This is a genomic window from Sinorhizobium sp., assembly GCF_059070375.1.
Genome location: NZ_JCACWC010000003.1, coordinates 659,711 through 681,370, shown reverse-complemented (window position 1 = coordinate 681,370; position 21,660 = coordinate 659,711). Strand labels below are relative to the sequence as shown.

General features: G+C 62.8%; 21 protein-coding genes. 3 read left to right on the top strand and 18 right to left on the bottom strand.

The genetic code is table 11. The features are described 5' to 3' along the window. The first annotated feature begins 32 nt into the window (after nt 1-32). The 3 genes from fliG to AC5J09_RS15255 all read left to right on the top strand — a co-directional run bounded on the left by fliG (nt 33) and on the right by AC5J09_RS15255 (nt 2,806). Nucleotides 33-1,070: a flagellar motor switch protein FliG gene (gene fliG / locus AC5J09_RS15265; RefSeq protein WP_018094216.1), complete on the top strand. Its 1,038-nt coding sequence runs from the start codon at nt 33-35 to the stop codon at nt 1,068-1,070. A 210-nt stretch (nt 1,071-1,280) separates the two neighbouring features. Further along, nucleotides 1,281-2,363 carry a flagellar biosynthesis protein FlhB gene (gene flhB / locus AC5J09_RS15260; protein WP_494297944.1) on the top strand — a complete coding sequence of 361 codons (1,083 nt, stop codon included), beginning with the start codon at nt 1,281-1,283 and terminating at the stop codon, nt 2,361-2,363. A 2-nt stretch (nt 2,364-2,365) separates the two neighbouring features. Next, the gene (locus AC5J09_RS15255; RefSeq protein WP_033047238.1) at nt 2,366-2,806 is read left to right on the top strand and encodes a BspJ family T4SS effector nucleomodulin; all 441 of its coding nucleotides are present in this window, start codon (nt 2,366-2,368) and stop codon (nt 2,804-2,806) included. 55 nt (nt 2,807-2,861) lie between these two features. Here the strand turns inward: AC5J09_RS15255 and visR are convergent, their stop codons facing one another. From visR to AC5J09_RS15165, 18 genes are all read right to left on the bottom strand, one after another. Next, the gene (gene visR / locus AC5J09_RS15250) at nt 2,862-3,602 is read right to left on the bottom strand and encodes a transcriptional regulator VisR (RefSeq protein ID WP_494297943.1); all 741 of its coding nucleotides are present in this window, start codon (nt 3,600-3,602) and stop codon (nt 2,862-2,864) included. 11 nt (nt 3,603-3,613) lie between these two features. After that, the gene (gene visN, locus AC5J09_RS15245; protein WP_437407837.1) at nt 3,614-4,351 is read right to left on the bottom strand and encodes a transcriptional regulator VisN; all 738 of its coding nucleotides are present in this window, start codon (nt 4,349-4,351) and stop codon (nt 3,614-3,616) included. Nucleotides 4,352-5,176: 825 nt separating this feature from the next. Beyond that, nucleotides 5,177-6,850, bottom strand: a complete 1,674-nt coding sequence (gene fliF, locus AC5J09_RS15240) for a flagellar basal-body MS-ring/collar protein FliF (protein ID WP_494297941.1) — start codon at nt 6,848-6,850, stop codon at nt 5,177-5,179. A gap of 320 nt (nt 6,851-7,170) precedes the next feature. Beyond that, nucleotides 7,171-7,545, bottom strand: coding sequence for a chemotaxis protein CheT (gene cheT / locus AC5J09_RS15235; RefSeq protein ID WP_127598117.1), 375 nt, complete (start codon nt 7,543-7,545; stop codon nt 7,171-7,173). A 30-nt stretch (nt 7,546-7,575) separates the two neighbouring features. After that, complete coding sequence (gene cheD / locus AC5J09_RS15230) at nt 7,576-8,127, bottom strand: chemoreceptor glutamine deamidase CheD (RefSeq protein ID WP_018094208.1); 552 nt, start codon at nt 8,125-8,127, stop codon at nt 7,576-7,578. Further along, a complete protein-coding gene (locus AC5J09_RS15225) occupies nt 8,124-8,513 on the bottom strand; it encodes a response regulator (RefSeq protein ID WP_003529938.1) in 390 nt (129 codons plus the stop codon). Before AC5J09_RS15225 ends, cheD begins: the two co-directional genes overlap by 4 nt. Continuing rightward, the gene (locus AC5J09_RS15220; RefSeq protein ID WP_494297939.1) at nt 8,513-9,562 is read right to left on the bottom strand and encodes a protein-glutamate methylesterase/protein-glutamine glutaminase; all 1,050 of its coding nucleotides are present in this window, start codon (nt 9,560-9,562) and stop codon (nt 8,513-8,515) included. The genes AC5J09_RS15225 and AC5J09_RS15220 overlap by 1 nt, the downstream gene beginning before the upstream one ends. Further along, complete coding sequence (cheR, locus tag AC5J09_RS15215) at nt 9,559-10,467, bottom strand: protein-glutamate O-methyltransferase CheR (RefSeq protein ID WP_494297938.1); 909 nt, start codon at nt 10,465-10,467, stop codon at nt 9,559-9,561. The genes AC5J09_RS15220 and cheR overlap by 4 nt, the downstream gene beginning before the upstream one ends. After that, on the bottom strand, nt 10,464-10,931 hold the full coding sequence (locus AC5J09_RS15210; protein ID WP_100669615.1) for a chemotaxis protein CheW: 468 nt from the start codon (nt 10,929-10,931) through the stop codon (nt 10,464-10,466). The genes cheR and AC5J09_RS15210 overlap by 4 nt, the downstream gene beginning before the upstream one ends. Before the next feature lie 5 nt (nt 10,932-10,936). After that, nucleotides 10,937-13,213, bottom strand: a complete 2,277-nt coding sequence (locus AC5J09_RS15205) for a chemotaxis protein CheA (RefSeq protein ID WP_324762896.1) — start codon at nt 13,211-13,213, stop codon at nt 10,937-10,939. Between the two features lie 20 nt (nt 13,214-13,233). Further along, nucleotides 13,234-13,599, bottom strand: a complete 366-nt coding sequence (locus tag AC5J09_RS15200; protein WP_018094203.1) for a response regulator — start codon at nt 13,597-13,599, stop codon at nt 13,234-13,236. 3 nt (nt 13,600-13,602) lie between these two features. Then, on the bottom strand, nt 13,603-13,896 hold the full coding sequence (locus tag AC5J09_RS15195) for an STAS domain-containing protein (RefSeq protein ID WP_100669617.1): 294 nt from the start codon (nt 13,894-13,896) through the stop codon (nt 13,603-13,605). 24 nt (nt 13,897-13,920) lie between these two features. Then, the gene (locus tag AC5J09_RS15190) at nt 13,921-15,522 is read right to left on the bottom strand and encodes a globin-coupled sensor protein (protein WP_494297937.1); all 1,602 of its coding nucleotides are present in this window, start codon (nt 15,520-15,522) and stop codon (nt 13,921-13,923) included. Nucleotides 15,523-16,226: 704 nt separating this feature from the next. Next, a complete protein-coding gene (locus tag AC5J09_RS15185) occupies nt 16,227-17,615 on the bottom strand; it encodes an FGGY-family carbohydrate kinase (RefSeq protein WP_494297936.1) in 1,389 nt (462 codons plus the stop codon). Beyond that, complete coding sequence (gene rhaM, locus AC5J09_RS15180) at nt 17,612-17,926, bottom strand: L-rhamnose mutarotase (RefSeq protein ID WP_018094198.1); 315 nt, start codon at nt 17,924-17,926, stop codon at nt 17,612-17,614. The genes AC5J09_RS15185 and rhaM overlap by 4 nt, the downstream gene beginning before the upstream one ends. Before the next feature lie 10 nt (nt 17,927-17,936). Further along, nucleotides 17,937-18,941 carry an ABC transporter permease gene (locus AC5J09_RS15175; protein ID WP_018094197.1) on the bottom strand — a complete coding sequence of 335 codons (1,005 nt, stop codon included), beginning with the start codon at nt 18,939-18,941 and terminating at the stop codon, nt 17,937-17,939. Further along, nucleotides 18,941-19,921, bottom strand: coding sequence for an ABC transporter permease (locus AC5J09_RS15170; RefSeq protein WP_324762892.1), 981 nt, complete (start codon nt 19,919-19,921; stop codon nt 18,941-18,943). The genes AC5J09_RS15175 and AC5J09_RS15170 overlap by 1 nt, the downstream gene beginning before the upstream one ends. Then, nucleotides 19,918-21,429, bottom strand: a complete 1,512-nt coding sequence (locus tag AC5J09_RS15165) for a sugar ABC transporter ATP-binding protein (protein WP_494297935.1) — start codon at nt 21,427-21,429, stop codon at nt 19,918-19,920. Before AC5J09_RS15165 ends, AC5J09_RS15170 begins: the two co-directional genes overlap by 4 nt. Nucleotides 21,430-21,660 lie beyond the last annotated feature (231 nt).

Sequence of the window (21,660 nt, the reverse complement as noted above, 5' to 3'; positions counted from 1 at the left end):
TTGGAGCCCGATGACCGGGCGGGGATGAATCCATGACGGATTTCGGAAGTTTCGAGGCACAGGCTCAGGCGCTCGCACAACCGCTGAGCCAGACGGAAAAGGCGGCGGCGGTGCTGCTCGCAATGGGCAAGTCGATTGCCGGGAATCTGTTGAAATTCTTCACCCAGAGCGAGCTGCAGGCCATCATCGCCGCGGCACAGTCGCTCAGAGCCGTGCCGCCGCACGAACTGGAAGCGCTCGTCAACGAGTTCGAGGATCTCTTCACCGAAGGTGCAGGCCTCATGGACAATGCCAAGGCCATTGAGAGCATTCTGGAAGAGGGCCTGACGCCCGACGAGGTGGACGGCCTCCTCGGCCGCCGCGCCACCTTCCAGTCCTACGAGGCGAGCATCTGGGACCGGCTGATGGATTGCGATCCTGCGATCATCGCGCAATTGCTCGCCCGGGAACATCCGCAGACGATCGCCTATGTTCTGTCGATGATGCCGTCGAGCTTCGGCGCCAAGGTGCTGCTGCAGCTGTCCGACAAGCAGCGGCCCGAGATTCTCAACCGTGCCGTCAACATCAAGAACGTCAACCCGAAGGCGGCGGCAATCATCGAGGCGCGGGTGATCGAAATCATCGAAGAGATGGAGGCCGAGCGCAACTCGCCCGGCCCGGCGAAGATCGCCGAAGTGATGAACGAGCTCGATAAGCCGCAGGTGGACACGCTGCTCGCCTCGCTCGAAACGATCAGCACCGATTCGGTCAAGAAGGTCCGGCCGAAGATATTCCTCTTCGACGACATCCTTTTCATGCCGCAGCGCAGCCGCGTGCAGCTCTTCAACGACGTCTCCACCGACGTCATCACCATGGCGCTCAGAGGTTCTGCGGCGGAGTTGCGCGAGTCTATTCTCGCCTCCATCGGCGCCCGCCAGCGGCGCATGATCGAATCGGACCTCGCCGCCGGCGATGCCGGCATCAATCCCCGCGATATCGCGATCGCGAGGCGCTCGATCACGCAGGAGGCGATTCGCCTCTCCGCAAGCGGGCAGCTCGAGCTCAAGGAAAAGGAAGCGGAGGCCGCCTGACGCCTCCGGCCTGCCGATATATCGCGTTTCGTTTCCGATTTCTGTTGACCCGCGCGAGCTGCCGCACACCCGCACTTGCGCAGGGGCCTGTCCGGGTTCACCACAACAGCGAGCGCTTGCGTCTGCTGCCACGATTCCCTCGCGAATTCGGGTCGAGGGGTAAGCGGAAGCGTCGTTCGGATCGTCGCCTGCTGAGGAGCTTGCTGTTTCATGGCGGAAGAGCAGGACAAGGACAGTAAAACAGAAGCGCCGTCGGAAAAGAAGATTTCCGACGCGACCGAGAAAGGCAACGTCCCTTTCTCGCGTGAGGTGACCGCTTTCGCCTCGACGCTGGCGATCTACATTTTCGTCGTCTTTTTCCTTTCGGACGGCGCGGCAAACATGGCCGAGGCGCTGAAGGACATTTTCGAGCAGCCGGAAGCCTGGCGCCTCGACACCGCAACCGACGCCGTCGCCCTGATTTCGCATGTCGTTCTGAAATGCGCCGCGCTGGTTCTGCCGGTTTTCATCCTGCTCATCCTCTTCGGCGTCGGGTCGTCGATCTTCCAGAACCTGCCGCGGCCGGTCCTCGACCGCATCCAGCCGAAATGGAACCGGGTATCGCCGGTGGCCGGTTTCAAACGGATCTACGGCGTTCAGGGGCTGGTGGAGTTCGGCAAGTCGCTGTTCAAGATCATCATCGTTTCGATCGTCGTCGTCCTCGTGCTCTGGAACGATTATTTCGCCACGCTCGACATGATGTTCTCCGATCCGGTGACGATCTTCACGACGATGATCTCCGACCTCAAGCAGATCATCATCGTCGTTCTCTTCGCCACCGCGACGCTCGCCATCGTCGATCTCTTCTGGACGCGCCATCACTGGTACACGGAGCTCAGGATGACGAAGCAGGAGGTCAAGGACGAGCTGAAGCAATCGCAGGGCGACCCGATCGTCAAATCGCGGCTCAGATCGATGCAGCGCGACCGTGCCCGCAAGAGGATGATCTCCTCGGTTCCGCGCGCAACCCTGATCATCGCCAATCCGACCCACTATGCCGTAGCACTGCGCTATGTGCGCGAGGAGAGTGACGCGCCGGTCGTCGTGGCCATGGGAAAGGACCTGGTGGCCCTGAAGATTCGCGAAATTGCGGAGAAGAACGGCATCCCCGTCTTCGAGGATCCGCCGCTTGCACGCTCCATGTTTGCACAAGTCTCGGTGGATAGTGTCATTCCACCGGTGTTTTACAAGGCAGTCGCCGAACTGATTCACCGGGTTTATGCAGCTCAGCCGCAACAAAGACGGGTGACATGATCTTGAAAAAGTGCCAATTCTCCGAAGAACGAGAACAGATAGTTGCGGAGGCGATCCGTCCGGTTGCGACCGAATTGCGCCTCATCGATGCTGCGGATTTCATCGCGCTCCTGCGCTTCGAGTCCTATGCGAGCATCGCCGATTTGGTGGAATCGGCGGCAGAGCTCTATTTCCTGCCCGGTACCGTGAACTTCGGCCTCGGCGGCAACTATAATCTCGACTGGGACAGTCGCCCGGAGGTTATCCTCGACCTCGAACTGAAGCCCCGCGGCGTGACGGTCTATGCGCGACTCGTGCTCGCGGGCGATACGGCCGGCATCGAGATCAGCCACATCAACTTTCAACAGTCCTCCGGCAATCCGGACGAGAACACGGCCTTTCTCGCCAAGAGCCTGGCAGAGGCGAAGTTCGTCAAAACCTATCCGCTGCCGCTGGCGAGTTGAGGAAATCGAACAGGCCGCCGTGGGAATTCCGGATCTCGACAGGCCTTAGCTATGGCTAGCTGATATAGCCAAGGCGGATCGCCTTGGCTATCGCCTGGATCCGGTTGACGGAGTCGAGCTTCGTCGTCGCGGCCCCGAGATAGGCATTCACCGTATGTATCGAGAGGCCCATCTTGTCGGCGATCTCCTCGCTGATATGTCCGTCGCCGGCCATTTGCAGGCAGGCGATCTCGCGATCGCTCAAAGCTTCGGTCTTGAACAGGCGCTTCTCGTCGGCGGCCAGGAGGTCTGTCATGATCTGCGCGCTGCGGCCGTGCAGCTCGACGACCTGTTCGCCCGAAACATCGAGGTAGCTGCCGGCGAAAATCACGTAGCCGTTGCCCTGCGCGCCGAGCCTTATCGGAAAGGCGATGCCCGAATAGGAAAGCTTGCGCTCTCTCAGCCGGCGCGTGAACGGGCCGAAATCCGAGGCTTCGGCGGTCTGATGCTCGCCCTGACCGTTCCAGAGCACCGGCAGCAGGGAAAGATCGAGATGCTGGAGCAACTCGTCGCCGTAGAGAATAATCAGATCACGCGCGTTTTCCTCGCAAGCGGCTCCCCAGTTGTGGAGGACGCAGGTGAGCTTACGCGTTCCGGGGACGCCCCTGCCATTCGTTCGCAGAACGGCGAAATTCTTGGCGTTGATCTGCCGTTGCATGGCCTGCAAGCGCGTCACCAGCGTCGCCGCCCGCGCCGCGCGGACGTTGCGACCCGACCGGCCGGCGTCGTCACGATCCTGCGTCACGAGATAAGCCATCGTCACCGCTCCTAAACCAGATTGTTGCGCACGGCGTGGGCGATCGCTTCCGACCGCGTTCGCGTCGCGGTCTTGCGCATTACACTGGTGATGTAGTTGTTGATCGTGTTGCGGGAGATCCCGAGTATGACGGCGATCTCATCGCTCGTCTTGCCTTCGGCAATCCAGAACAGACATTCGAGCTCGCGCTCGGTCAGTTCGCATTCCCGGTCGTGGCGCACATCGGCCTTGATCTTGTGACTGGCGACATAGCCGGCAAGCACCGCGATGTCGCGCAGCGCCTCCTGGGAGAGGATCACGTCCTCCGGGAAGAGCAGCATCAAGGAGAACCGCGTGCGCCCTACGCTGAAGGTCACGGCGCAATAGCTCCGGCTAACCCCGCGCGGCAGACCGATATCGTCGGGCATCGTATGGAAGGCCGGCTGCAGTTGGGCGAGGCACTTTTCCAGTTCGGTGCTCTTCGCATGGAGCCCGGCGATAATGCCCGAAAGACGCCGAACGATGTCGAACGGCCAGTCGGAACAGACGACAAAATCAAGTCCGCCGTCCTGCGAAACATCCTGCCGGGCGAGAAGGTAATGGGTTGCGCCGACATATTCCGTCAGCGCTGCCAATCCGTTGCCGAGTCCCGTGCCCGAGGCCACTTCCCCAAGCCTTCGGATCAGTTGCTCCCTTGATATTTTGCGTCCACAAACCCGCGGAGCAGCGGTCTCCGAAGACCAGACTGCGTCCGACCGCGACATTTCCATAACACTCAGCCCCCGTGCCGGATTCGACGCCCTGGAATGTCACGCTTGCCCTGTCGTCCCCGACAGCCGGCTTCGCCGGTATTCTTGCCACCAAGCGAGCATCAGGACGCGAATCAATTGCTAAACTGTACATCGCTGCCCCCAAAAAGACAGGGCGTCCTGTTGCGGGATTACTTGCCAACCCTGCCTTGAGCCATTCACGTATGCGTGAGCCGGTGGGCGGCCGGTCACGCTTCCACTCCGACCAATTCTCTAATCAAGTTGTTGATAATAAACGCCATCCTGCGATCGTTGTTTGTGGCTGCGCGGTTGAAAATCCGTGACATAGGACGGGAGCTCGCCCTTTCGTTGCAGATCGGTTGCTTTCGGGACGCCTCAACTGTTCATCCAAGACTTACTTTAAGCCGGGGAATGTTGCCGAAATGCATCAAATCCTGGCGGGCTCAATGACAGCAACGCCGGGAATGCGGAAAGTCTGTGCTTGAAATTATATTCCACCTTTTCGAATATATATTTCAATATTCCTCCGGAACCCGCAAACAACGCGGAGTAACTGTTTGTGCGAGCCGCAGCACGGAAAGCGGCGTGCGAATCTAAATTAATTAAAAATTGGTTTAAATTTGCCGACGGCCATCTGACGGAGTCCATGACGAGGGGCGGATTCTTTGACCGGACTCCGCCATGTCGTCGCCAGCCGGAGCTAGACTCGCCAATACTCTCGGAAGGCCCTTGCGCCGGCGCGGGCCGGAGCGAGGCGCGCGCAATAGGCAAAGTCCCGCCTGTTGGGCGGGACTTCGTTCCAGTTCAGGTTTCCGCCGGCATTTTTCACGCCGCCCGATCGACCGCCCATTTTCGCAGGATCTTCGCCGCCCGCTCTTCGCTGATCTCGACCATCCGGGCGAGACGCCGCTCCGGCCCTTCCTTGACGCGGCGGTTGAAGCCCGCCTCGTCGCCGAGATTGAGCAGATCGTCGCCGCCGTCGAAGCCGAAATCGGAGCCGAACCCCTCCATGAGGGCACCCCCTGCGCCGGCGCCGGCGGGCGAGAAGTCCGGCAGTTCGAGCCCTGCGGCTTCGCCTTCAAGCTTGCCCGCCTGGCCACCGAAGCCCAGCTGGCGGGCAAGCGGCCGCATCCCGAACCACACGACCAGGAAAGCGACTGCGACGAAGGCGAGCGCGTTGATGATGCCGCCGAGGTTGCGCGTCAGCATTTCCATGATCCCCGGACCCGGCACCGCCTGGTCGAGGAGCTGTGTCTCCACGAAATCCATGGCGTTCAACGTCACGACGTCGCCGCGGCCCGGATCTATCCCGGCGGCAGAGGAAACGATCTTCTGCATCTCCTGCAGATAGGCATCGATCTTCGCCTGATCCGCCGGTTCGCCAGCCATGGCCGCGAGGCGCCCGCGATTGACGACGACCGCGATCGACAGCCGCTCGATCGAATAGCTGTTCTTGACGGTGGCGATCGTCTTGCTGTTGATCTCGTAATTCGTCTGCTCTTCCTTCTTCTCCGCCTCGTCGCTCGACTGCTGACCGGCTCCGCCGCGCGGGGCGGCCTGGGGGACGTTCTGCTGGACCGTCGCGGCATTGTCCGGCTGTTGCTGGCTGGACTTCTGCTCTTCCTTGATCACGCGCGTCGAGCGCTCGACGCGCGATTCCGGATCGAAGACCGTCTCCTGAATCTGCTGCGCATCGGTGTTGAGCCTGGCGGTGACGCTGGTGCGGAAATTGTCCATCCCGAGGAATGGCGCCAGCGCATTGTCGATCTTCTTTTCGAGATCGGACTGAACGTTCTGGACGACGCCGAGTGACTGATTGAGCGCGCTGTTCGACGGGTCGTCGCCGGATGCGAGCAGTTGGCCGGTCGAATCGAGGACGGTGACGTCGTCGACATCGAGGCCCGGCACGGACGACGCGACCAGATGCCGGATCGAGGACGCGGCGCCGCGGCCGACCGTGGCGCTTGCCCGTATCATGACCGAGGCCGTCGGCGTCTGCTCGGCCTTGCGGAAGCTGCCGCGCTCCGGCATGACGATGTGGACGCGTGCGGCGGCGATGCCGGAGATCTGCTGGATCGTGCGGGCGATTTCGCCCTCGAGCGCCCGAACGCGGGTCACTTCCTGCATGAAGGACGTGAGCCCGAGCGAACCGACATTGTCGAAGAGCTCGTAACCGGCATTGGCGCTGCTCGGCAGGCCGCGCTCGGCAAGCAGCAGACGGGCCTTGCCGGTCATGCCCACGGGCACCTGGATGCTGCCGCCGTCGGTGCCGACTTCGAAGTCGACGTTGGCCTCTGCTAGCGCAATGCTGATCTGGGTGACATCGCTGCGTTCGAGACCGACATAGAGCGTCTCGAAGGACGGCCGGTTCACATAGATACCGGCACCGAGGACGAAGCCGATCGCCACGACGCCGGCCACGGCAAGCGCGATGAGCTTTCCTTGTCCGAGATCGCTCAGATTTTTCGTGAACATCGAGAATTGATCGAACAGATTCATTCTGTTTCCGCACCCAGTATCGCAAGGCATCCGCTCCGATTATCCGGTCGGTACCCTGCGCAGATCCAACATTCGGGTTTGCTGGAAAACGGCTTGCGCTCAGCCGTTCTGCATTAGCCGCGAATCTACCAGCCCCGGAAGCGAAGCTAGGACACGAAACTTGCGCGAACTTGGCGAAAGGTCAGGTATCGGCGAACTGTCGCGCAGCGCACCGTCCCGATCGCGCGGCCCCCCTCGTCCGCCAGTCGGGAGAGGGTTAGCCCTGGGGTTAAACCCGGGTGCGACCCGAAGGAAGGGGCACTCCTCTGCGACGGCGCCCCTCAGAAGGCCTCGAAGTCGCCGGCCGCCTTGGTCAGCGGCTGCGAATGCCCATGCCGGAGAATGCCGCTGCCGAGCGCTTTCTTCATGTCGGCAAGCTTGACGAGGCTGACTGCGGTGGTGACGTCGACCAGGCAGGTGTCGGGAATGGAGGCGGTGATGGTATCGATGAACTCGGCGAGCCCGCGCGTCTTCTGCACCGCAAGGTCGATGCCCTGCAGCACCATGATCCTGTCCGCGCCGGCGCCGTCGTCGCTCATGAGTTGAGGCTCTATGCGCTCGATCAGATAAGCGACATCGTGGAGCTCCGTGACGACGCGCATCAGCACGTCCGGCAGAGATTCTTCCGCGTGAGGCTGGTTGTGGTCTTTCTGCATTGTTTCCTCACGTGGCCTCGGCCGGTATGATCAGAAGAATTCGATGGAGCTTTCGGCCGGCTTCGGCACGGCGGGCCGCTGGTCCATCTGAAGCGCCCGCTGTGCCTCCACGCCCGTCAGCGCATATTGGCGCGCGCGCCCGGACGACGGCCAGTATTCGAGCTTGCGTCCGTGGTCGCCGCCGGTGCTTTCGCCGACGATGCGGATACCCTCGTCCATCAGGAACTGACGCGCGAAGGCGGCATTCTGCTCGCCGACGTTCGAGAAACGCGCAATCGTCCTGGCGCCGCCGAAGATCTTCGCCTCCAGCCGGTCGCGCCGCGCCCCCTGCTTCAGGAGGCCGTTGATGAGAAGCTCCATCAGGTGCACGCCGTAGCGCGTGGCGTCCGCGCCGGAGCTCGGCGAGGTCGCCGATCCCGGCAGCAGGAAGTGATTCATGCCGCCGACGCCGGCCACCGGATCGCGCATGCAGGCGGCCACGCAGGAGCCGAGAATGGTCGAAAGCACGATATCCGGATCGTTGACGACCTTGAACTCGCCCTGAATGACATGAACGCGCCTGCCGGCAGCCTCGGTGTTCATTTCAGCGCCCCGAACACGGCCTCGATCGCGGCTTTCATCTTTTCGATCGTGAACGGCTTGGCCAGCACGTTGTTGGCGCCGAGCGCAGCCGCCTTCTGCACCAGGGCGCGGTCGCCCTGTGCCGTGAGGATGATGAAGGCCGCCTTCTTCGTGGCCGGGTTCGCACGTACCGCCTGGAGCAGGCCGAGCCCATCCATTTTAGGCATGTTGAAATCGGAGATGACCAGATGATGGGGATTCTGAGCCATGATCTTCATGCCCTGTTCCCCGTCACCGGCTGCGGTGATCTGCTTGAAGCCGAGCTGCTGCAGTGCGTCGCCCAAGAGCAGACGACTCGTGACCTGATCGTCGACGATCAGAACTTTTATCTTTTCGGCGAGAGACATTATTCGATTCCTTCTTTTCGGGCTGCCGCCGTCTTCAAAATCTCCTCCCCGATCGATCCGAGGGGGAGCTGCGTTTCGACCGCGCCCAATTCATAGGCGACGCGCGGCATGCCGTAGACGACACAGGTCTTTTCGTTCTGACCGAAGGTGCGTGCCCCGGCATGCCGCAATTTCAGAAGACCGGCGGCGCCATCGCGGCCCATTCCGGTAAGAATCACCCCGACGGCGTTGCGGCCCGCCAGTTCGGCGACGGAACCGAACAGCACGTCGACCGAGGGTCGATGTCCGTTGACCGCCGGCTGATCCACCAGGCGGCAGCAGGGCGCGGCGGCATTATGCACCTCAAGATGCCGTTCGCCGCCGGGCGCCAGGTAGACCTTTCCGACCTCGAGCCGCGCGCCATCCGTCGCCTCCTGGACCGTGGGGGCGCAAAGCCGGTTCAGCCGCTCGGCGAAGCTCTTCGTGAAGGTGTGCGGCATGTGCTGCGTGATCACCGTCGGCGGGCAATTCGCCGGGAATTTCTGCAGGACCGTGATCAGAGCCTCGACCCCGCCGGTCGAAGCTCCCATCGCGACGATCTTGCGCCCTGCCCGGTAGTCGGAAACGGCTGTCACCGCCGGCGCGGCCGCCCTGTTGCTGGTGATCATGGACTTGCGCTGCGAACGCGCGGCCGCCTTGACCTTGTCGGCGAGATCGCGGAACGGATGCGGATCCCCTTGCTGCGGCTTGCTGACGCAGTCGAAGGCGCCGATCTCGAGCGCGGCGATCGTGGCTTCCGCGCCCCTATGCGTCAGCGTCGAGACCATGATCACCGGCATGGGCCTCAGCCGCATGATCTTGTCGAGGAATTCGAGGCCGTTCATATTCGGCATCTCGATGTCGAGGGTCACGACATCGGGGTCGAGCTGCTTGATCGCCTGGCGCGCCTCGAGCGCGTCGGCAGCCTGACCGACGACCGTAATGTCCGGATCGGCATTGAGCACGGCGGAGATGAGGCCGCGCATGGTGGCCGAGTCGTCGACGACGAGAACACGTGCGGGAGTGCTCATGCCCGACCTCCGTGGAACTTGCCGGTGTGGCGATAGGTCGTGATGCCGATATTGTCGAAGAGCGCCTTTGCATCCCCCGACACACGTTCCGAGTGGCCGATATAGAGGTGCCCGCCATTGTCCAGCACGCCGGCGAAGCGCGACCAGATCTTCATCTGCGTCGGCTCGTCGAAATAGATCACGACGTTGCGGCAGAAGATCACGTCGAACGGCCCCTTGAGCGGCCACTGCGCCATCAGGTTGAGCTCGTTGAAGGTGATCAGCCGCTTGACGCGATCGTCGACCTGCCACTTGCGGCGGCCGCCGACTTCGACCTCGCTGAACCATTGCTTGCGCATGGCAGGGTTCACCGTCTCGATCGCCGTCGCGTCGTAGGCGCCGGCCCGCGCCAGCGCCAGGATCTTCGGGTCGATATCGGTCGCGAGGATGCGAAAGTCGTAGTCCGCGGCATTGGGCAGCAGCGACAGCACCGTCAGCGCCATCGAATAGGGCTCCTGGCCATCCGAACACGCCGCAGACCAGATGCGAACGCGACCGCCGTTCTTCGCGCGGGCGATGAGACCCGGCAAAACGTCTGTTTTCAGGTGCTCGAAATGATGGTTCTCGCGGAAAAAGCGGGTGAAATTCGTCGTGAGATGCGAAAGCATGTCGCGGCGCGCCGCCGCCCCGGCAGGCGAAGCGACGAGCTGGCAGTATTCGCGGAACCCCTTCAGTCCGAGATTGCGGATATGCTTCGAAAGCCGCGAATAGACGAGCGATGCCTTCGATTCGTTGAGATAGATGCCGGCATCCGCGTAGATCATCGCGGCGATCTCGGTAAGATCGCGGCGGGTCAGCGGATATTCTCCGCTCGCGAGACATTCCTCCGGATACGGACTCTGATCGATGTTGGCCCGGACCCTCATGCCGCCTCCCTTTCCTCGCTCGGGAAGACCGAGTCGAGCTCTACGAGGCAGATCATGCGCCCCTCTATAGCCAACACGCCACGTGCGAAACTCCGCTCGAAATCGGACGCGATGTCCGGTGTCGGCTGAATATCGCGGTCGGAGACGGTGAGAATGTCGGAAACGGCGTCGACCAGCAGGCCGACCACCCTGCTGTTGACCTGTGCGACGATGATCACGTGCCGAACCGTCGGCTCGGCCGCCTTCATGCCTAGCCGGGCGGAGAAATCGACGATCGGCAGCACGGCGCCGCGCAGATTGATGACCCCGAGCACGCAGGCGGGCGCATGCGGCATGGGGGTCGCCGGCGTCCATCCGCGAATTTCGCGCACCGACATGATGTTGACGCAGAATTCCTGGTCGCCGACGCGGAAGGCGATCAGCTCCCGTCCCCCACTGGTCAGATGTTTTGCGGCATTGGTCATGGGGATTATCCGGCGGCAGCAAGAGACATTTCGGGTTTCAGGGATTGCCCGCGCGACGCAGCAACGATGGCGTCGACATCGAGGATGAGTGCCACGCGCCCGTCGCCGAGAATGGTGGCCGCGGCGATGCCGGGCACATGCGTGTAGTTGGCTTCGAGGCTCTTGATCACCACCTGGCGCTGGCCCTGGATGGCATCGACCATCAACGCGCGCTGGCCGCCGCCTTCGGATTCGACGAGAAGCGCCACACCTTCGACCGGGTTGGCCTGTGCCCCGCGAAAGTTAAGGATGCGGCCCACATCCACCAGCGGGCAGAAGGAGTCGCGGATCGAGATCAGCCGCTGGCTGGACCCGAAGCTGTGAATCGCGGAGGCCTCCGGCTGCAGCGTCTCGACGATTGCCGTCAGCGGCACGACGAGCGTCTGGTTGGCGACGGTCACCACCATGCCGTCGAGGACGGCGAGCGTCAGCGGCAGGCTCATGGTGAAGATCGAGCCCTGGCCCGGCTTCGAAGAGATGTTGATGCGGCCGCCGAGTGCCTGGATGGAGCGCTTGACGACATCCATGCCGACACCGCGGCCGGAAATGTCGGAGATCTTGTCGGCCGTGGAGAAACCCGCGTGGAAGATCAGGTTGTCGACCTCCTCGTCCGAAAGGTTTGCGTCCGCGGCAATGAGATCGTTGTCGATCGCCTTCTGGCGCACCTTCTCGCGATTGATGCCGGCGCCGTCGTCTGCAAGCTCGATGACGATGCGGCCGGAGCGGTGCTTGGCCGTCAGCCGCACCGTTCCTTCCGGGTTCTTGCCCGCGGCAACCCGTTTTTCGGGCGTCTCGAGACCGTGATCGACCGCGTTGCGGATCATGTGCGTGAGCGGCTCGGCGAGCTTGTCGATCACCGTCTTGTCGACTTCCGTATTTTCACCCTCGGTGATGAGACGGACGGACTTGCCGGTCATGTCGGCGATTTCGCGGACGATGCGGGACATGCGCTGGAAGACCGGCTTGACCGGCTGCGCGCGGATCGCCATGACGCTGTCCTGGATTTCGCGCGTAAGCTGCTGCAGTTCCTCCAGGCCCATATTGATCGACGACGTGCCGTTGGTGTCGTTTTCGATCACGCTCTGCGACAGCATCGCCTGGTTGATGACGAGTTCCCCGACGAGATTGATCAGGCGGTCGACCCGATCGAGATCGACGCGAATGGTCGGGGTCGCGGCGGAAGCGGCCTGCTGGGCGGCAGCCTGTGCCGCCGATGCCGACTGGGAATTGCGGGCATTCTCCGGGGAGACGCGCGCCGTAGACTGCGCCATTTGCAGGACGTTGCTCGCCGTCTGCGCCGCCGCGACGGCCGCATTCCGGGGGTCGCCCTCGCTGGTGGCGGCGCGGTTCTCTTGCCCGGCAGGCGCCTGGGCTTCCTCATCGAGGATCGAAAGGTCGAAGGGGACGGGCTGCATCGGCAGGTCCTCGTCCATCCCGACCATACCGCCGGCAAGCGCGACGTCGAGGTCGCAATCCCACTCGGCGAATTCGAATACGGAGCGGATCGCCTCTTCGCCCTGGTCGGTCTTGAGCGAAACCTTCCAGGAGAAATAGGCCTCCTCCGGATTCATCCGGTCCAGCGGCGGCAGAGTGTCCATCTCGCAATGGATGCTCATTTCGCCGAGGCGCGAGAGATCGCGCAGGAGCAGCGTGGCGTCGTTGCCCTTGGAATAAAGATCCGACTTGGGCTTGAAGACGATCTCATAGGTGGACGGTTCGATCGTCGGCTCGTCGCCTGTCTCGAAATCGTCAAAGGAGAAGGCAACCGGCTGGAAGCCTTCCTCGTTGACGGCCGGAGCAGCCGGGGCAATGCCGACCGGCGCCGTCTTCGGCGCGGATTCGGCGGCGGCTTGCGGCAATTCGCCGTTGGCGAGTGCTTCGAGTTCCTTGATCAGTTGCCGGCTGCGCGCCTCGTCGACGCCGCCGCCGTCACGGGCGGCGTTGGTGAGATCGGCAAGCACGTCCGCCGATCTCAGCATGACTTTCAGAACGTCCTGATTGGGTTCCAGCCTGTTGGATCGAACGCAATCGAGCGTCGTCTCGAACACATGCGCGAAGGAGACGAGATCGTCGAGCCCGAAGGCGCCGGCGCCACCCTTGATGGAATGGACCGCACGGAAAACGGCATTCACCGTTTCCGGATCGCGATCGCCGTCATTGAGCTTGAGGAGACCCGATTCCAGTTCCGCGAGTTGCTCCTCGCATTCCTGGAAGAAAATCTCTTTGATTTCGTTCATGTCCATTGGATGGCTGTCCCCGGAATTCAGGCCGTTACGCGCTCGATGGCATCGATCAGCTTGGTCGGGTCGAACGGTTTGACGATCCAGCCGGTGGCGCCCGCCTGCCGCGCACGGTTCTTCTTGTCCGCATCGCTCTCGGTGGTCAGCACGAGGATCGGCACCGCACGGTAGCGATCGTTCTTGCGCACACCCTCGATGAAGCCGAAGCCGTCGAGGCGCGGCATGTTGATGTCCGTTACGATCACGTCGGGGTTGGCCGTGTCGAGCTTCTCGAGGCCCTCGACGCCATCCTCCGCCTGGATCGTTTCGAATCCGGCATTGTTGAGGGTGACGAGAAGCATGTTCCGGATCGTCCGGGAATCGTCGACAGTCAGAACTCTCTTCTTCATTGCTCAAATCTCCTTTGCCATCAGGGGACCGATGTCCGCCCCGATGAGCTGTGTCGTCTTGATGAAAGCGTCGGACACCTCGGCAAAGGTGAAAGACAAGCGATCCGCTTCCCAGCTTCTCGCGGCGGCCATGAGCACCTGGACACAAAGCGCCCCGACGCGCTCGACGGCGGACGCGTCGATCGCCACGGCGCCGCCTTTCAGTGCCAGGAGGCTTTCATGCAGCACCGTTGCCTCGTTCAGGTCCAATACCGGAGCGAGCTTCAGCGTATTTCGTGCGGAGTTTCTGCTGGCCATTTTTCCCTCGCTTGACATGCCCTGCTAGCGCCGCCATCCGGCCAGATGACGTTCGGAAGTGACTTCGACGAACGGGCTCGTCGTCTCGTCTTCCGGCGCTTCTATCCTCATCCGCGGGGCGAAGCTCGCGGCCGATCTCGCCTGACGGTCGAGATGAAAGCGACGGACGGTCTCGCCCAGCTCCACGATGACACCGTGAAGATCGTCGGCCGATGCGAGTGCCGCGCCCCCGAGTGCGGCGTTTCGGTTCATCGCCCGCGCGATCCCGTCGATTTCCGATGTTGCGGAGGCAAGATCGCTCACCTGACATTCGGCCTCGCGGGCAATGCCGGTGACGGCCTCGTTTATGGAGATTACCTGTTCGGCGATGCTGCTGATCGCGTGCTGTGTCCGGCCGACGATCTCGACCCCGGCCACGACCTGGCCCTTGGTTCCGGTCACGAGTTGCTTGATCTCGCGCGCCGCTTCGCCGGAGCGTTGCGCGAGCGCACGCACCTCCTGCGCGACGACCGCGAAACCGCGGCCGCTTTCGCCCGCCCTTGCGGCCTCGATTCCTGCGTTGAGGGCCAGGAGATTGGTCTGGAAGGCGATCTCGTCGATCACGCCGATGATCTGACCAATCTTCTCGGCGGAAGCCTCGATGTCCGCCATGGCAGAGATCGCCTGACCGGCGATCTCGCCGCTGCGTTCCACGGCGATCCGCGTCTCGCCTGCCTTGGTCTCGGTCTCGGCGATCCGGATCGATCCGGTGCGAATCCGCTCGGTTACGGTGCCGAGGCTCACGAGATGCTGGTCGATGGCTTTCGCTTCTGCGCCGGCATTGCCCGAGAATTCGGCGGCACTGCCGCGCAGCTCCGAGACGATGGCCTCGGCCGCCGTGGCGCGTTTGTCGGCCGCAAGCAGCGCATCCCTGATCTGGCCCAATGCCGTGTTGAGGCCTGCCACGATCGGCTGGTAGGCATCCGGCGCATCTTCCGGAAGACGCGCGGTCAGGTCGCCCTCCCCGATAGCCCGAAGAAAATCCGAGAAGAGTGTCTTCAACTCGCTTTCGTCGTCCCGGCGCTGCTCCGAAAGCTGCCGCTGGTGCTGCTGGCGCAGCGCGTTGAAACGCAGCGAGACTGCAATCTCCGTATCGACGAAGGCAGTGCGCACGAGAGCGGCGACGAGATCGCGGAGTTCTTTCCTGCGTGCCTTGCCGAGGGAGAGGATCGATTTCGGCCAGGCATCCTCGATCGCACCGAGGATAAGGTGCTCGAGCACGATCGCATGACTTGCGATCTGCCAGCGCGGGTCGAGACCCATGCGGCTTTCGGTATCGGCGAGGACCTTTACGCGCTCCGCATAAAGTCCGTCGAAACGCGCATCTGTGAGCACGTTCCAGTGTGACGATTGAAGATCGTGCAGGCGGTCGATCTGGCGGTCGCTGTCGAAGTGCCGCGCCGCGTCGGGGCTCGCCTGCAGGCGGTGCGAGAGGGCGCGCAACGCCAGGTCGATGCGTGGCGAAAGAGCCTGGCGGTGATCGCGCAGCAGCGCGCAGGCATCCTCGTCGAGACCGGCAAAGCGCAGGCGTTCCAGCAGGCTGCCCGCCTGGCCCTTTCTCGCCTGTTCTGACGCTTCCTGTTTCACCCTGGTCCCCGGCTGCTGATACGTCCCGCATTCGAAATCTGCTGGGGAGGGTCGCCGCCGGCGGCCGGTCACGCCCACCCGATAGAGCAGCGCGCCCGGAAGCGCCCGCCATCGTCCGTCCCACAGTGATTTCAATGAAAGTGGATACCGGACCGAAACCGGTACGGCGGTGCGGCATCATGCCTTGAGGAGAAGTAGAGACTTCCTATTCCGACGTGCTGGACCATGTTTATGGTTAATTCCTTGCTTGAAAGTTAATGCCTCATGCCTCCTAACCGGAATCGCTAAAATTCAACCGGAGCTTTGCCGTCCGCTAGCGATGCAACGTTTTCTTTGAACGCAGCCACAGGTTTTCAATGATGAGAGTTTAGAATTGCGGATCTGCCTGCCGTTCAGTATCGAAGCATACAGCGTCATGCGTCTCCCATCGGACGGGCAGTGGTCGCTATAGCATTTGAAGTGCTGCATGTTCCTGGTGTCGGCTGCGATTCAGAACATGCAGGTGTGATGGCGCGAACTACGCGTTGAGTAGCATCTTCAAGCAATGGGCGGCATCATGACGGTGCGCCACGGGACGTGAACAATGATTGTTCTTGGAATAGGCGCCATCATCACCGCAACGCTCGCAATGGCAGCGATATCGATCGTCGTCAACCTTGAGTATGGCCGCGCAGCGAGCAGAACGTCCGTCTTCTGAAATTCCTTTACGGATCACTCCGGACATGCGCAGCAGTGCGCCGGCGCCATGTCTCGGCATAAGCCGCACAGGCGTCCGGATTTGCGGCCGGTATCGGCGCGGTCCCCGTCCTGACGCGGGCGCCCGCAACGAGGCAGGCGGCGCCGAGGCTCGTTCCCGTGCTGTTCAGCCTGTTGGCAAGCACAGGCCGGCCGGTGGCGGCGGCAAGCATCCTCAGATAGGCGTCGTTCAAGGCAAACGGCCCCTCGACCAGGATCTCGCCCCTTGCCCCGATCAGATCGAGGCAGGTCGCCGTCATCAGTGCAAGATGAAAAGAGACGACGGCGAGCCGTTCGGCGGCAGCGAGCTTGCCTTCGTCCGTCGTCCAGCAGGGGCGCGCAGCCGGAAACGGCCCCGAACCACCCGGCAGCGACGGCAGCAGCATATGCCCTTGTTCCAGGACACGGGCTTCGGCCTCGGGCGAGGCCGGCGGCGGATCGTCGCCGATCAGCAGGGAATAGGCGCGCCCGCCCATGAAGCGGGCCGAAGGCACCGGATCACCGAGTGCGTTGACGTTGATGAGCGTGTCGCGCCGCTCGTCGAGTTTCACGGGAACGGCGCCGACGGCGAGCATCACAACCCAGGTTCCGGTCGAGACTACTGAGAACGGCGCCTGGCGCGTAATGAGATGCGGCAGCAGCGAGGCGTTCGAATCGTGAATGCCGCAGTGGACCGGCGTTTCCGGCGGCAGGCCCGTCTCATCGGCAACCTGCCGAAGCAGGGGACCAAGCACGTCGCCCGCCCTTCGCACCGGCGCGAAAAGAGAGCGCCAGCCCTGCTCATCGACCATCGACGAGAAGGTTGCCGCCTTCGGATTCCAGAGATCGGTATGGCAGCCGAGCGAGGTCAACTCGCTCGTCCTGACCCCCGTCAGCCGGTAGGACCAATATTGCGCATAGGTGAGGATCGTCGCGACGCGGGCGAAATGCTCCGGAAACATGCGCTGCTGCCAGAAGAGCTGAGCGCCGACATTGAGACCCATCGGCAGGCGCGCCGAACCGGTCTCCGTGAAGAGAGGGCGCGCCTTCTCGTATTCCTCCGCGAGCGCATCCGGACCGGCGAATTCATAGTCCAGAACCGGCAAGGCGAGCTCGCCCGCTTCATCGAGCAGCACGGCGGTCGCGCCGTGCGTGGTCACCGAAATCGCATCCACCGGGTGCTCCCCGTGAAGCGCGGCCAGACTGTCGAGAATGAAACGCCAGAGGCGCTCGGTGTCGAAATGCGGGTAAAGCCCGTCAGCGCTGACACCATTGCCGGCTTTGCGAACGGCGACTTCCTCGAAGCGCTCGAGATCGACGAGTGCGACCTTGGCGTTTGTCTTGCCGATATCGATGACGGCGACGGTTTTCATCATCATTTGAGGTGGAAGACGGTTTTGAGCGGCACGGCGACCGGCTCGTTGTCGGCGCGGGTCTCCATGATATCAGCCATATGGGCCCACCATTTACGCATCACCGGGTGCGACGGCAGATCGGCCATCCTGTGATCGTCCGAACGCCAGAGGACGCCGAAGAGCAGGCCGTTCTCCTCATCGAGGTGGATCGAATAATCGGAGACACCGGCGTCCTTCAGGAGCGTGACCAACTCCGGCCAGATCGCGTCGTGACGCGCCTGGTATTCGGCGGCCTTGCCGGGATGGAGTCGCATGCGGAAGGCGTATTTTTCCATGACTTGCATCTCAACGAACGGAACGGCGGCGGGCGCGCTGCCAGAGAATCGGCAGCGCGATCACCGAAATCAGGAGCAGGCCGATGAAGATCGACATGACGATGCCGGGCACGTTCAGGAGGCCGAAGCCGAAAGTGACCATGCCCATGATCAGCGCCGCCAGCACGACCCCGGGTATCGTGCCGGAGCCGCCGAGAATGTTCACGCCACCGAGCACCACCATGGTCACGACCTCGAGCTCCCAGCCGAGTGCGATCGAGGGCCGTGTGGAGCCAAGCCGCGAGGTGAGGCAGACGGAGGCGAGCCCGGCCATAAGGCCGGTCAGCAGGAAGAGCGTGAACTTGACCCGCCCGACTCGCACGCCGGAAAAGAGTGCCGCCGTCTGGTTGTTGCCGATGGCATAGACGGCACGGCCGAAATTCGTCCTGTGCAGCAGGACTGCGTAAATGACGGCGAGCACGACGAAGAGCGTGAACTCGAAGGAGAAAACCCACCAGACATAGCCTTGGCCGAACCAGGCGAAGCTCTCGGGATAGCCGGTAAAGGCCTGGTCGCCGAGCACGATGAAGGACAGGCCGCGAAACAGGCTCATGGTGCCGATCGTCACCACGATCGACGGCAGACCCAGGCCTGTGATCAGGAGCCCGTTGACGAGACCGCAGAGGAGACCGACGCCAAGGCCGGTCGCGACGAGCGCGGGTGTGCCGAACCCGAGTTGCACCGCATAGCCCATGGCTGTCGAGGCAAGGGCGATTATGGAAGCGACCGAGAGGTCGATCTCGCCGGAGATGATCACCAGCGCCATGGCGAAGGCGATCATCGCCTTTTCGGTGAAGTTGAACGTGGCGTCGGACAGGTTCCACGGATCGAGGAAATAGGGCGACGCCAGCGAATTGCCGAGGAAGATCACGGCGGCGACTACGAAGAGCAGCGCTTCCCAGCTCTTCAGAAGGCGAGCGCCGCCTCCTTGCAGGCGATCGGGAATGTGGCGGGAAGAAATTTGCGCGTCCGCCATCAGACCGCCTCCGCTTTCTTGAGAATGACCCTGCCCTTGCGCCGCTCGGCGCGGGCGTTGACGGCGACCGCGATGATGATGACCGTTCCGGATATCGCCAGCTGTGCGAAGGGCGAGATATTGATGACCGGCAGGGCGTTCTTGATCACGCCGAGGAAGAGCGCTCCGAGGACGGCGCCCGCCACAGAGCCGATGCCGCCGGCAATCGAAATGCCGCCGATGACACAGGCCGCGATGATGTCGAGCTCGAAGCCGGCCGCGATGTCCACATAGGCGACCGCATAGCGCGATACCCAGAGGTAGCCCGACAGGCCCGCAAGCGCGCCCGAGAGGCAATAGGCGAAGAAACGCGTGCGCCCGACATCGATGCCCGTATAGACGGCTGCGTGCGGATTGCCGCCGACGGCATAGAAGGCGCGTCCGAGCGGCGTGCGACCCATGACCAGGAACATCAGCGCGACCATGACGAGCGAGAGCCAGGAAAGCACCGGCATGCCGGCCACATCCAGCCGCGGCAGCGCCTTGAAGGCGTCGCTCATCTCATGGGCATTGATCCACTTGCCGTTCGTCAGCACGAAGATCAGGCCGCGATAGATCGTCAGCGTTCCGAGCGTGACGACGATCGGGGGAATATCGAGCTTCCAGACCAACGTGCCGTTGATCGCCCCGAGGAAGCCGCCCAGCACCATGACGGCAACAAGGATGAGCGGTATCGGCAGGTCGGGAAAGGCGTTGTTCAACATGGCCGCGACCATGCCGCAGAGCGCGAGGTTGGCCGCCATCGACAAATCGATGCAGCGCGTGAGAATGACGGCCATCTGCCCCAGCGCCAGAATGACCAGGATAGAGGTGTCGCCATAGACGCGCGCAAGATTGGAAGGAGCCACGAAAGCCGGAAAGCGCAAGGCGATCAGGGCAAGCAGTACGGCAATCGCGACGACGAGCAGGATTTCTCGGTTCTTGAGGAGCCTGGCCATCATGCGGCCCTCCCATCGGCTTGCGTTTCTATGCCGGCTGCGGCGCGCACCAGCTTCTCGGCGGTCAGTTCCGACCGCTCGTATCTTCCGACGACGCGCCCCTCGCGCATGACGATGACGCGGTCCGACATCCCCATGATCTCGGGAATTTCCGAGGACACCATGATGACGCTCAAACCTTGCGCCGCAAGCTCGCTCATGAAGGCATGAACGGCGGCCTTGGAGCCGATGTCGATGCCCTTGGTCGGCTCGTCGAGGACGATGACCTTCGGCCGGGTGGCGAGCCACTTGGCGATGACCACCTTCTGCTGGTTGCCGCCGGAAAGCGTGCCGACGTCCTGATCCAGCGCGGCGGCCCGCAGATCGAGGCGGGAGGTGTATTCGCGCGCCAGCGCGAATTCCTCGGCAAGCCGCAGGAAGCCCGAGCGCGAGGTCTGTGAAAGCGAGGGCAGCGTGACGTTCTGGAAGATCGGCATGCCGATGATCGCTCCCTGCCGTCCGCGCTCTTCCGGCACATAGACGATGCCGGCGCGGATCGCCTCCGCCGGGCTGCGGATGACCAGCACCTCGCCGTCGAGTTTCACGGCACCGGCTGACGGGCGGGTGATGCCGATCAGCGACTGCATGAATTCCGAACGCCCGGCGCCGACAAGGCCATAGAAACCGAGGATCTCGCCGCGCCTGAGTTCGAAGTTGATGTCCTCGAATTCGGTCGGGTGGCGATAACCGGAAACGGTAAGCACCGGCTGACCGATCGTCACCTCCTTCTTCGGATAGACGGAGCCGACGGCGCGGCCGACCATCATGCGGACGAGATCGTCCTGGCTGACGTCGGCGATCAGCCCTTCGCCGACCATCGCTCCGTCGCGAAAGACGGTGTAGCGGTCGGCGATGCGGAATATCTCATCGAATTTGTGGCTGATGAACAGGATGGCCTTGCCGTCGGCCTTGAGCCGCTCGATCAGTTCGTAGAGCTCGTGAATTTCCTTGTGCGACAGAGCGGCCGTCGGCTCGTCCATGATGACGACGCGCGCATCGACCGAGAGCGCCCGGGCGATCGCGACCAGATGCTTCTTGGCGATGCCGAGATCGCGGAGGCGGATGGTCGGGTCGAAATCGGCGCCCGCGCGGCGCAACAGGGCCTGAGCGTCGGCGTTGAGCTTCTTCCAGTCGATGAGACCGAACCGGTTGCGCGGAGCGTGGCCGAGAAAGATGTTTTCCGCGACGGAGAGCTCGTCGAAGAGCACCGTCTCCTGATGAATTGCCGTGACCCCGGCGCGGGACGCAGCAAGGGCGGTCGGAAAGATGGTCTCCGTGTCGCCGAGCCGGATGCTGCCCGCATCGGGCTGATAGATGCCGGTCAGTATCTTGACCAGCGTCGACTTGCCGGCGCCGTTCTCGCCGACGAGCGCCGTCACCGAACCGGGATAGAGGGCGAGCGAGACATCGGAAAGAGCGCGCACGCCCGGAAAGGACTTCGATATGCCCTCAAGCGCAATGGCGGGCTTCATCCGCGATGTGGTTGTGTCCTGCAACAAGAGTGGATCCACCAGTTCAGTCGTTTCAATTGGAGGGCGGCCAGGTCCTCGATCGCATGAGGCTGCCCCTCATCCTGTCCCTATCCCTCTTTCCGCTCGCGGGGAGAGGGATAGGAGAAGATTGCCGCACGTCGCTTCTCCCCGTCAGAACGGGGAGAAGGTGGCCGGCAGGCCGGATGAGGGGCGGACGCCGCCTCCTGGTGA